The sequence below is a fragment of the Pantoea sp. paga genome, from assembly GCF_007558755.1.
GTDB classification, from domain to species: domain Bacteria; phylum Pseudomonadota; class Gammaproteobacteria; order Enterobacterales; family Enterobacteriaceae; genus Pantoea; species Pantoea agglomerans.
Genome location: NZ_VLTF01000005.1, coordinates 81,173 through 92,836, shown reverse-complemented (window position 1 = coordinate 92,836; position 11,664 = coordinate 81,173). Strand labels below are relative to the sequence as shown.

Annotated in this window: 11 protein-coding genes; 5 read left to right on the top strand and 6 right to left on the bottom strand. The window is 55.9% G+C overall.

All coding sequences use genetic code 11. The features are described from left to right. The first annotated feature begins 25 nt into the window (after positions 1-25). The gene (abgT, locus tag FOV68_RS15000; protein WP_010252101.1) at positions 26-1,543 is read left to right on the top strand and encodes a p-aminobenzoyl-glutamate transporter; all 1,518 of its coding nucleotides are present in this window, start codon (positions 26-28) and stop codon (positions 1,541-1,543) included. A 76-nt stretch (positions 1,544-1,619) separates the two neighbouring features. Here abgT and nadS read toward each other — a convergent pair whose 3' ends face one another. Both nadS and FOV68_RS14990 read right to left on the bottom strand, forming a co-directional pair. Continuing rightward, on the bottom strand, positions 1,620-1,904 hold the full coding sequence (gene nadS / locus FOV68_RS14995; protein WP_031594167.1) for a NadS family protein: 285 nt from the start codon (positions 1,902-1,904) through the stop codon (positions 1,620-1,622). A 1-nt stretch (position 1,905) separates the two neighbouring features. Next, positions 1,906-2,190 carry a type II toxin-antitoxin system RelE/ParE family toxin gene (locus FOV68_RS14990; RefSeq protein WP_255473705.1) on the bottom strand — a complete coding sequence of 95 codons (285 nt, stop codon included), beginning with the start codon at positions 2,188-2,190 and terminating at the stop codon, positions 1,906-1,908. Positions 2,191-2,611: 421 nt separating this feature from the next. Here FOV68_RS14990 and FOV68_RS14985 point away from each other — a divergent pair, with 421 nt between their 5' ends. Further along, a complete protein-coding gene (locus FOV68_RS14985) occupies positions 2,612-4,021 on the top strand; it encodes an MFS transporter (RefSeq protein WP_143991135.1) in 1,410 nt (469 codons plus the stop codon). A 46-nt stretch (positions 4,022-4,067) separates the two neighbouring features. Here FOV68_RS14985 and FOV68_RS14980 read toward each other — a convergent pair whose 3' ends face one another. Genes FOV68_RS14980 through FOV68_RS14970 form a run of 3 tightly spaced genes read right to left on the bottom strand, consistent with a single transcriptional unit; the run spans position 4,068 to position 7,910 of the window. Further along, positions 4,068-5,378, bottom strand: coding sequence for a cytochrome c (locus FOV68_RS14980; RefSeq protein WP_033780611.1), 1,311 nt, complete (start codon positions 5,376-5,378; stop codon positions 4,068-4,070). A gap of 10 nt (positions 5,379-5,388) precedes the next feature. After that, positions 5,389-7,173 carry a GMC family oxidoreductase gene (locus FOV68_RS14975; RefSeq protein WP_010252112.1) on the bottom strand — a complete coding sequence of 595 codons (1,785 nt, stop codon included), beginning with the start codon at positions 7,171-7,173 and terminating at the stop codon, positions 5,389-5,391. Between the two features lie 2 nt (positions 7,174-7,175). After that, on the bottom strand, positions 7,176-7,910 hold the full coding sequence (locus FOV68_RS14970; RefSeq protein ID WP_033787533.1) for a gluconate 2-dehydrogenase subunit 3 family protein: 735 nt from the start codon (positions 7,908-7,910) through the stop codon (positions 7,176-7,178). 276 nt (positions 7,911-8,186) lie between these two features. On the opposite strand from FOV68_RS14970, the gene sbmA reads away from it, so the two are divergent. The 3 genes from sbmA to FOV68_RS14955 all read left to right on the top strand — a co-directional run bounded on the left by sbmA (position 8,187) and on the right by FOV68_RS14955 (position 10,315). Continuing rightward, on the top strand, positions 8,187-9,428 hold the full coding sequence (gene sbmA, locus FOV68_RS14965; protein ID WP_010672044.1) for a peptide antibiotic transporter SbmA: 1,242 nt from the start codon (positions 8,187-8,189) through the stop codon (positions 9,426-9,428). 234 nt (positions 9,429-9,662) lie between these two features. Beyond that, positions 9,663-10,016, top strand: a complete 354-nt coding sequence (locus FOV68_RS14960) for a type II toxin-antitoxin system RelE/ParE family toxin (protein WP_143991134.1) — start codon at positions 9,663-9,665, stop codon at positions 10,014-10,016. Next, on the top strand, positions 10,016-10,315 hold the full coding sequence (locus FOV68_RS14955) for a helix-turn-helix domain-containing protein (protein ID WP_010252120.1): 300 nt from the start codon (positions 10,016-10,018) through the stop codon (positions 10,313-10,315). The genes FOV68_RS14960 and FOV68_RS14955 overlap by 1 nt, the downstream gene beginning before the upstream one ends. Positions 10,316-10,437: 122 nt before the next feature. Here the strand turns inward: FOV68_RS14955 and FOV68_RS14950 are convergent, their stop codons facing one another. After that, complete coding sequence (locus FOV68_RS14950; RefSeq protein WP_061901847.1) at positions 10,438-11,490, bottom strand: YncE family protein; 1,053 nt, start codon at positions 11,488-11,490, stop codon at positions 10,438-10,440. Positions 11,491-11,664 lie beyond the last annotated feature (174 nt).

Below are 11,664 nucleotides of genomic sequence, written 5' to 3'. Positions count from 1 at the left end.
GGGACATAAGACGAGAACCAATACCATGGAAGCAACATCCGAGAACCGCAGTCCTGGCCGGCTCTTCAGCTGGATCGAGCGCGTGGGGAATAAAGTCCCCAACCCGTTTTTACTGTTTGTCTATCTGATCGTGGTGCTGATGGTGGCGACCGCCATTATCAGCGCGCTGGATCTGGCGGTGAAGAACCCGAGCAACGGCGAAATCGTGCGGGTGAATAACCTGCTGAGCGTCGCAGGCATTCAGTGGATCCTGCCAAATATCATCAAAAATTTCAGCAGCTTTACCCCGCTGGGATCGATTCTGGCGCTGGTGATTGGTGCCGGACTGGCGGAAAAGGTCGGCCTGCTCCAGTCGCTGATGGTGAAGATGGCGTCACGCGTCAGCCGCCGTTATGCCAGCTACATGGTGCTGTTTATCGCCTTTTTCAGCCATATCTCCTCGGATGCCGCGCTGGTAGTGATGCCGCCGCTAGGCGCACTGATCTTTCTGGCGGTGGGCCGTCATCCGGTGGCGGGCCTGCTGGCCGCCATTGCCGGTGTGGCCTCCGGCTTTACCGCCAACCTGCTGATTGTCACCACCGATGTGCTGCTCTCGGGCATCAGCACTGAAGCGGCTAAAGCGGTCAGCGACACGGTGCATGTCAGCGTCATCGATAACTGGTTCTTTATGGCCACGTCGGTGATTGTGCTGACAATTGTGGGCGCGCTGCTGACCGATAAATTTGTCGAGCCGCGACTGCCAAAGTGGCAGGGCAACGGCGAGAAGCTGGCGGCGCTGACGCCGCTTGAAAACCGCGGTCTGCGGGCTGCCGGGATCGCCGCGCTGCTGTTTATCGCCCTGATGGCACTGCTGGTGGTGCCGGAAAATGCACCGCTGCGCAATCCCGCTACCGGCGCCATTATTCCCTCGCCTTTTATTCAGGGCATCGTGCCAATCATCATTCTGTTTTTCTTTGTGGTGGCGATTGCTTATGGCGTGGTCACCCGACAGATCCGCCGTCCGGATGATATACCGCAGTTGCTGGTCGATCCGATGAAGGGCATGGCGGGTTTTATCGTGATGGTGTTTCCGCTGTCGCAGTTCGTGGCGTTTTTCAACTGGAGCAACATGGGCAAATTCATGGCGATCGGGCTGACTGATGTGCTGGAGAGCGCAGGCGTCAGCGGCGCGCCCGCTTTTCTCGGCCTGATGTTCCTGTCGGCGTTTCTTTGCATGTTTATCGCCAGCGGCTCAGCCATCTGGTCGATTCTGGCGCCGGTCTTTGTGCCGATGTTTATGCTGCTCGGCTTCCATCCCGCCTTTGCCCAGATGATTTTCCGCATCGCCGACTCCGCCGTGCTGCCACTGGCACCGATGTCGCCGTTTCTGCCATTGTTTCTCGCCTTTTTGCAGCGTTACCAGAAAGATGCGCAGCTCGGCACCTATTACGTGCTGATCTTCCCCTATCCGCTGGTGTTCTTTATCAGCTGGATAGCGCTGCTGCTGGTGTGGTATCTGCTGGGTCTGCCGATCGGGCCAGGCGTCTGGCCAAAACTGCCTTAAAGCACAGTGCCACCGATGAATGTTTCATCGGTGGCACGTTTTATTTTTTGTTAAACGGCGTGCAGGGAACAACGACTCATTGCGCCGCCAGCTCCTTAAAAAATTCCGGGTTTTTCTGGATAGTGACCAGTACTTTAGCTGCCAGCCCGGTCGGGTTACGCCGTCCGGCTTCCCAGCTCTTTATGGTATCCAGGCTGGTTCCCAATGCCGTCGCCATCTCGCTCTGTGAGACGTTAAGCTGTGCCCGGATAGCCTTCACGTCGGCAACCGCGTAACGGGTAACACGACCGGGCTCCCTGACACCGTTTTTGATCTCCACAGCCTCTTCCAGCGATGCTTTCAGCTCGTCAAAAAAACTCACGTTACTCCTCATCTTTCAGTAATTGTGTCAGCTTCTTTAGCTCAGCTTTTTCCGCGTTCGTGAGACTCTCTTTAATACTCTTTGGGTAGGCCATCACCAGGTAGATCACCTCAGCGGTGGCCAGGAAGTAAATCACCCTTGCGCTGCCGCTTTTGCCCTGATTACCTGTCGCCATCCTGATTTTACGCAGCCCGCCGGTTTTCTGAATGAGATCGCCTTTTTCCGGTGACTCAATAAGCGCCTTATGAAGTTCCCGGAGCTCTTCATCTGTGGAGATCTGCTTTATTTACCGGGTAAACATCGGGGTCTCAATAAACTCAATCGCCTGACTCACTGGCTGTTCCTCCATTCCCTGGAGAGTACATAGTACACCCCAGGTATGGCTATGAGAAGAGTGAATCGGGAAGGTCAGTAGTCGAACATGCACTATTTCTGCAGCCAGCCTGGCCTGTTGCTGCGTGACCCGAAAGAGATAGCACCCGAAACCCACATGATTTTTTGGCTCCCTGGCCGAAAATGCCTTAAAGCACAGTGCCACGGATGGCAAAACCTGCAACGTACGTTGCTAAATAGTCAGCAACGACCCTCTCGGCAACGGCGGATGAATTGACTATTCTGCTATTTCTTCGCTTGCTAACGGTTAACTATTTTAATAAGCCTCCGACCGGCTGCGAGTCGTCTCCACACTGCCTGAGGTTCACGCTGACATGACCACCTCCACCACCAGCCTGCCGCCGATGCACGCTTCATCGGCGGCCCGTAACAGCTTAGCCGCTCGGGTTGATGCGCTGCCCTCCTCCGCCGGATTGTGGCGTTTTATTACGCTGCTGGCGCTGGGCGGCTTTTTTGAGCTTTATGACCTGTTTGAAACCGGCTATATCAGTACCGGCCTGCTGTCGGCGGGCGTATTTCACACGGGTGCGGCAGGCGTGCTGGGCTTCTCCGATCAGGCGGCCTTCGCCTCGGCCACTTTTCTCGGTCTGTTTTTCGGTGCCAGCCTGCTGGCGCCCTATGCTGACCGCTTTGGTCGCCGTCTCACCTTTATGTGTGCGCTGCTGTGGTACGGGCTGTTTTCGCTGCTGATGGCGTTCCAGCAGAGCGCGGAGATGATTATTCTGTTCCGCTTTCTGGTAGGGATCGGGTTGGGCGTCGAGCTGGTGACCATCGACACCTATCTGTCGGAATGGGTGCCGACCCATCTGCGCAGCCGCGCCTTTGCCTTCTCCTTTTTCGTGCAGTTTTTATCGGTGCCGGCCGTGGCGCTGATGTCGTGGTGGCTGATTCCGCAAACGCTGTTCAGCCTTGAAGGCTGGCGCTGGGTAGTCATTGCGGGCGCGATCTGCTCGCTGGTGATCTGGCTGGTGCGCAGAAACCTGCCGGAGTCGGCGCGCTGGCTGGCGCAGCAGGGTCGTCATCAGGAGGCGCATCAGGTGCTGTCCACGATGGAGCAACGCTGCGGCATCCCGGCCGGACCCGCTTTTTCAGCCGATGACGCCGCGGCGCAGCTGCCAAAACGGGGGCGTTTCAGCGAGATCTGGTCACCCGCTTACCGCAAGCGCACCCTGATGCTGGTGGTGATGAACTTTTTCCAGGCGATCGGCTTTTTCGGCTTTGGTAACTGGCTGCCTGCGCTGCTGTCAGGAAACGGTGCCACGGTGACGCACAGTTTGCTTTATGCCTTCTTCATCACGCTGGCCTATCCGCTGGGATCGCTGATCTGTAGCCGCTACGCCGATAAGCTGGAAAATAAGTGGCAGATCGTCCTGTCGTCGTTGATGACGGTGGTGTTCGGTACACTGTTCGCCTTCCAGACGCAGCCGGTGTTGCTGATTCTCTGCGGCTTCCTGATCACCTGGTCCAACGCCTGGCTGACCTTCAGCTTCCACGCCTATCAGACCGAGATTTTCCCGACCCATATTCGGGCGCGGGCGGTCGGCTTCTGCTACTCATTCAGCCGCCTCTCTACGGTATTCAGCAGTATTTTGATTGGGGTGATCCTGCAGTACGCCGGTACGCCAGGCGTGATTACCTTTATCGTGCTGAGCATGGTAATGGTGATGCTGTCGGTAGGGATTTACGGGCCGAAAACGCGCGGTATCGATCTGGAGAATATCTAAAAGAAAAGGCCGTCATCCTGATGATGACGGCCTTTTTTACTGCCGATTATTTGCCTTCCAGTACCCGGATATCTGCACTGCCCAGCCGATCTTTCTCATCTTTACGCAGCTCAGCGACCTGTTTCGCGCTGACCGGCTCCGACGCCTTGTTGCCCCAGCTGTTACGCACGAAGTTCACCACGTCCGCCACCTGCTGATCGTCAAGACGCCAGCCAAATGCTGGCATGGTAATCGTCGACGGCGCGCCATTAACGCCAGGCAACTGTCCGCCCACCAGCACGATATGGATCAGTGAGGTCGGATCGTCCGCCAGCACCACCGGATTACCGCGCAGCGCCGGATAGAAACGTTTGTAGCCGCTGCCATCGGTTTTATGGCACGCCGCACAGCTGTCGACGTAGGTGGCTGCACCCGTCGCACTGTCGTCACCTTTCCACAACGCTTTGGCGGTGGCGTCATCGACGCTGAAGGCTGCCTGATGGGGATCTTTCGCGCCCAGCGACTTCAGATAGCGCGCAATCGCCGTGATATCGGACTCGCTCAGGTGCTGCAGGCTGTGTTCCACCACATCGGTCATGCCACCAAAAGCGGCGGTCTGATCGTTGCGGCCATAACGCAGGAACTGACGCAGGTCCTCTTCGCTCCAGCGACCCAGTCCATCGCGGTTGTCGCCACGCAGATTGCTGGCGGTCCAGCCATCAATCGGTGCGCTGCTGCCCGCCAGATAGTCACTGCCCTCATTATTGGTCAGCGCCTTCTCCTGCATCGTGATGCTGCGCGGCGTGTGACAGGCCCCGCAGTGACCCAGTCCTTCAACCAGATAGCGACCACGTGCCAGCACCGGATCTTCCTGGGCTGCAGGCTGGAACGCTTTCACGTCGGGCGCAAAAATCCCGCGCCAGATCGCCAGCGGCCAGCGCATCGACAGCGGCCAGGGAATGTCGCTCTCCCGGTTTGGCTGCCCGACCGGCGCGACGCCATGCATGAAGTAGGCGTAAAGCGCCTTCATGTCTTCATCGCTGACCACGGCGTAAGAGGGATATGGCATCGCCGGATAGAGCGTGTCGCCATTTTTCGCCACGCCCTGACGCACCGCTTTCTGGAAGTCGTCGTAGCTGTATTCGCCAATGCCAGTCGCGGGATCGGGCGTAATGTTGGTGGAATAGATGGTGCCAATCGGTGTTGCCATCGGCAGACCACCGGCAAACGCCGCGCCGCCTTTGCTGGTGTGGCAGGCCACACAGTCACCGGCTCGCGCCAGATACTCACCCCGTTTAACCAGATCGTCCTGGCTGCTCTCCGCCAGGGCGGCGAACGTCAGGGAGCCAAGAATCAGAGCCAGAATGCCATTTTTCATCGCCATGTCCTTATGCCTGCACCAGTGGGCCTGGGTTTTTCAGGTAGTGTTCGCGAATCGCTTTAGCTGACCAGTAGGTCAGCGCCGCCACCATGCCGGTCGGGTTGTAGCCCAGTCCCTGCGGGAAAGCTGATGCGCCCGGTACAAACACATTCGGCACGTCCCAGCTTTGCAGATAACGGTTAACCGCACTGGTTTTTGGATCGTCGCCCATGATCGCCCCGCCACTGATATGGGTAGTCTGATAAACCGTGGAGTCGAAATGGGTGCCCGGCTTTTTCGCGCCGCCGATGATCATCTTCGGATTCATCGCTTCCGCGATATTGCGCATCTTACCGACCATGAACTGCGCCATTTTGATGTCGTTCTCCTGCCAGTCAAAGGTCATGCGCAGCAGCGGCTGTCCATAGGCATCTTTGTAGTTGGGATCGAGATCAAGATAGTTGGCGCGATAAGACTGATGGGCGCCGTGCGCATCCATCGACAGATGATGGGTGTAGGTATCCGCCACCGCCGCTTTCCATTTGCTGCCCCAGTTGGGCGTACCCGCCGGCACCGGCAGGCCGGAGATCGGTTTGGTGCCCGCCTGGTTAACCCAGAATGGCGAACCACCAACAAAGCCCAGCGGCCCATGGTCGAAGTTATCCGCGTTGAAATCATCAACCGCAACACCTGCGCCACCCGCACCGATAAACGGATTAGTGGTGGTGTTCTTATCAAACAGCGCCTTCAGCGTAGAGAGGTTCTGATAGGCGAAGTTGCGGCCCACGGTCCCTTCGTTGGTAATCGGGTTGTAGGGTTTGCCGATGCCCGACAGCAGCATCAGGTGAACATTGTGGAACTGGAAGGCGGAGAGGATCACCAGGTCAGCGGGCTGAATCTGCTCGCGGCCCTGCCCATCCACATAGGTCACGCCGGTCGCACGCGTTTTGTCATCGCTGAGATTGACCCGCAGCACATAAGAGTTATTGCGCAGCTCAAACTTCGGCTCCTGACGCAGCGCAGGCAGGATATTGACGTTAGGCGACGCCTTGGAATACATGTAGCAGGCGTAGCCGCTGCAATAACCGCAGAAGTTGCACGGCCCCATCTGTGCGCCGTAGGTGTTGGTATACGGACCCGAGGTATTGGCGGATGGCAGATCGTAAGGGTGATAGCCGACCGACTCTGCCGCCTGAGCAAACAGCTGCGCCGAGTAAGTGCGCTTCTGCGCGGGGAGCGGGAAGTTATCTGAGCGATCGGGCGCAAACGGGTTGCCGCCTGTATCTTTGCCGACCACTTTGCCTTTGATACTCCAGGCGCTGCCTGAGGTGCCAAAAACCTTTTCCGCTTTGTCGAAGAACGGCTCCAGCTCATCGTAGCTGACGCCAAAATCCTGAATCGTCATGCCTTCCGGAATGAAGTTCTTGCCGTAGCGCTCTTCGTAATGGCTGCGCATCCGCAACTCAACCGGATCGACACGGAAATGGACGCCGGACCAGTGAAGACCCGCGCCACCGGTACCGGTGCCGGGCAGAAACGCCGCCAGCTGACGATAGGGCACTGCGGTCTGCGACGCATCATGACGAATGGTCACGGTGCTTTTGGAGAGATCCTGGAAAAGCTTTTTGCGGACGTTATAGGTCAGCTCATCAATGGATTGCGGATAGGAGCCATCAGGATAGGTATCGCGATGCGGTCCGCGCTCCAGCGCCAGCACGTTCAGGCCCGCTTCGGTCAGCTCTTTCGCCATAATGGCACCCGCCCAGCCGAAGCCGACAATCACCGCATCCACTTTTTTCATTTCGTTTGCCATGCTTAGCTTCTCTCCCCGCGAATCGACACTGACGGGAACGGATAACGTTCGCCGCGCTCTACCCAGTCCATAAAGTCGGCGCGTGCGCCAGGGAAGTTAATCAGCTTCCAGCCGACCATGCCCTGATTCCCGCCGTGTATAGGATCGCTGAAGAAGCCTTCACGGGTATTCTGCAACAGGAAACTAAAAAAGACTTTTGCCGGCAGCTGGCTGAATTCAGCACTGCCACTTTCCATCGCCTGCAGTAAGGCATCCTGCTGCTCGCCACTGAGCTGGGCGAACACCTTGCCGTGCTGCTTTTTGCTGTAATTATCGGCATCGGCCAGACCGAGGCGGTAGATCTGCTGTGGCACCAGCGGCAGCTGATAGCCCAGCTCTTTCGGCAGGTCGGGGTTAAACGGCCCCTGCATATACCAGTTCGACCCCGTGGCATACGGCGTATTCATCTGACGATCGATAAACTCAGGCACGCCCGCTTCCAGCGCACCAGGCCCGCGTTCATCGCTGGGGATAAGCCGTGCCACGGCGGCGGTAATAAAAGCAAACTCTTCGGCGGTGAACCAGTTCGGCTGGTAGTCGCGCGCCTGCTGTGGCGTGGCCGGGGTTTCAGCCGCCTGTGTGGCCAGCGGCAGGGAGAGTGCACCCATCGCTGTGGAACCTACCGCCATTGCAGGCGCCAGGGTGATTGTCTTCAGCAAAAAATCCCTGCGTGAATGACCCTTTTTTTGTTCTGACATGACATTGCCTCATTCCCGCGCTGACCGGCGGTATGAAAAAAATAGGTGGTTGCGTTGTAATGGTTTTTATCAGCAGATACAGGCCAGGAGCCTGTTTGTTACCGGTAACAAACAACCTATTGTAACACTGCCATTCACAAAGATTTAGTTCCAGGAAACAAAACCGCACAATTTCATTAACATCTATCCCCCTCCTGTCATTAGCAGAAACAACAGACTACAGACAGCGACCCGTCAAAAACGTTATAACAGGCAACACACAACAGCGGAGTGCCTATGTTTAAGTCTTTTTTTCCGCGGCCAGCGCTGTTTTTCAGCTCTGCGGCTGTCTGGAGCTTAGTAGCGATTTTTGCCTGGTTCGGCTTTGCCGCGCATCTGCCCGGCATCTGGCCCACCTTTGAAACAGCAATGAAACAGCCCCTGCCGACGACGGCAGCGCGTTTTATCGCCGTGAGTCAGCTCTGGTTCTACCTCTATTACTGGATCATGGTAGCCATTTTTGCCGGGGCCTGGCGGTTGATTGATGCGCATCCATGGCAACGCTGGTCAGTCTGGGGCTCCGCGCTGATCATCTTTGTTACCTGGTTTGGCGTGCAGGTCGGAGTGGCCATTAACGCCTGGTATGGACCGTTTTATGATCTGATTCAGAAAGCGTTAACCAAAGCGGGATCGGTGCAGATTGCGGAGTTTTACCATGAGGTTTTCTCTTTTCTCGGCATCGCATTAATCGCAGTGGTGATTGGCGTACTTAACTCCTTCTTTATCAGCCACTGGGTTTTCCGCTGGCGTAGCGCCATGAATAACTACTACATGCACAACTGGCAGCGTCTGCGTCATGTCGAAGGTGCCGCACAGCGTGTGCAGGAAGACACCATGCGGTTTGCGACCACGCTGGAAAACTGGGGTGTCAGTTTTATTCAGGCGATTATGACGCTGGTGGCGTTTTTACCGGTGCTGGTCGCGCTCTCCCATCACGTGAAAGATATTCCCATCCTCGGTAATATTCCTTACGCACTGGTGATTGCCGCTGTGCTCTGGTCAGTGTTTGGTACCGGTTTGCTGGCGCTGGTAGGGATCAAGCTGCCGGGGCTGGAGTTCCGCAATCAGCGGGTTGAAGCCGCCTACCGTAAAGAACTGGTCTACGGCGAAGACAATGCCGATCGCGCCACACCGCAGACGGTTCAGGAGTTGTTCAGTCGGGTGCGGGTCAACTACTTCCGTCTCTACTTTCACTATCTCTACTTCAACATCACCCGCATTCTCTATCTGCAGGTCGATAACGTGTTTGGTCTGTTTCTGCTGTTTCCATCTATTGTGGCGGGCACCATCACGCTGGGCTTACTCAACCAGATCACCAACGTGTTTGATCAGGTGCGCGGCTCGTTCCAGTATCTGATCGCCTCCTGGTCGACGCTGATCGAACTGATGTCGATCTATAAGCGTCTGCGCAGCTTTGAACAGATTCTGGATGATGTTCCGCACGATGAGATGATGCGCGAAGCGTCGGAAGAGGTGTAACTACTTAAGGATGGTGGCACGGGTCGATTGCCGCCCCACTCTCCTCAGCCACGGATCATCCCGCAAAGAACCTGCAGGACTCCTGTAACAGCAGAGATGTGCTGCTCCTGGCCCGCGAAAGCGGGCTTTTTTAATGCTTAAATCAGCCGTCATGCATGTTCTCTGGCTTGAATTTATAAGCTGTAGCTTATAATCTGTACCCTGTATGACGGAATATATACAAGGAAGTATGTCATGTGGACCGTACTCCTGAGCCCGCGCTTTGAAAGCTGGCTAAGTGAGCAGGAAGAAGCCCTGCAGGAAAAAATGTTAGCGGATCCGGGAAAGTTAAAAGTATACGGCCCTGATTTGCCTCGCCCTTATGCTGATACTCTCAAGGGCTCGCAGTACAGGAATATGAAAGAACTCCGCGTACAGTTTTCAGGAAAGCCAATTCGGGCATTTTATGCATTTGACCCTGTCCGCCAGGCTATTGTGTTATGTGCCGGAGATAAGAGTCATGACAAACGTTTTTATATCCGAATGATACGCATCGCTGACGATGAATTTTCAGCCTGGCTGGCTGAACAGGAGAAGGGAAATAATTAATGAGAACCCTGGATGATGTTATCGCCGACTTCTCCCCTGAGAGTCAGGCGCGAATCAAAAAAATGTCTGATGAAATGATTCTGGAAGTCGGGCTTCAGATGATTCGCGAAGAGCTTCAGTTATCACAAAAGACGCTCGCCGAGGCCATGGGCGTGCGTCAGCCTGCCGTTGCTCAGATTGAGCAACGCGGAAATGAGATTAAGGTTGCCACGCTGAAACGCTATGTCGAAGCAATGGGCGGAAAACTCAGTCTTGATGTGGAGCTTCCGACCGGAAAAAGAGTGGCCTTTCGCATCTGAACCCTCAAAACGGCGAAAGCGATTCTGTTTAAATAAAAAAGCCACTCGTCAGAGTGGCTTTCTCGTTTACAAAGACCGGATGTTAAACAGCTTCAACACAGCAGCGTCCGGGACGTCACGCCTTACAGTGCAATACGCATCACGCTGTCAGGATTTTTTGGCGGCGCCTTACGCGAGCCAGGCTGTTTCACGCTGACATAAAGCACCTTGCCGTCTGCCGAGAGTGCCAGACTGTTAGGCAACGCCGGGGTTTTCACTGTGCGCTTCACCTTATAGCTGCTGGCATCGATGATGCTGACTTCACCCGCTTTACGATGCGTGACATAAAGCTCATCGCGCTCACCATTAAACAGCACCGCCAGCGATTCCGGCACATCAATCCGCTGAATCACCTGCTGATTACGCAGATCAACCACCAGCACCTGCGCCTGCTTTGAATCCGTCAGGAAGGCGCGCTGACCGCGCGTATCCAGCGCGATGTTCAGGAAGAAGTGCTCTTTATCTCCGTCAATCTTCTGCTTTTTCTCAATGGCATTGGTGCGCGCATTGATGGTCACCAGTTCGCCATCACCGTTGGTGACGTAGACCTTCTGCGCGTCTGAATCTACCGCCAGGCCGGTGCCCATTTTACCGGTATTCGGGATGGTACTGACAAGCTTCAGCGTGCTGCCATCCACCACCCAGACCACGCTTTGCGGTCCCAGCCCGGTGATATAAACCCGGTTAGTTTTAGCATCAACCGCCACCTGACGCGGCTGCAATGGACGCACTGTCTCACTGCGCTTACGGCTATCCAGCACCAGCGTGTTGAGTACTTTGCCGCTGCTGGCATCAATGGCGGTGACCGAGCCGTTAACCGTGTTACCGATATAGAGCACGTTGGTTTGCGGGTTGATCGCCGCGCCGAAAGATTTCAGCTCCGTGTTGATCGACTGCTGTACCGCCAGCGTAGCCGGGTCGAGACGGAAAACGGTGCCGCCGTCACCGCTGCTGTTCTGCGCTGTCGCCACGAACAGCGCATTATCTTTCGGGCTGACTGCCAGTTCATAGACGCCTTTACCCACGGCCTGATTGAGATCTTCAGCCTGCACCGCCAGCCATCCTGAGGCAGAGAACAGGGCCGTAGCCAGTAACAGCGGACGCAGGGTCCGGCACGTATTGGTAATCGCTTTCATAACTTCTCCATAGTTAATCCACTGCAAACGCAGTGAAAAGAAAGCCCGACATTGCAACCAGAAACAGCTGACCAGCAGTCAGATGCAGAATTGTTTTTGAGAATAATAATTATTTCGGGGGGAAAGGGACAGGATTATTAGCGGATAAACGCCGCCAGGACGCCCAAAGGCGTC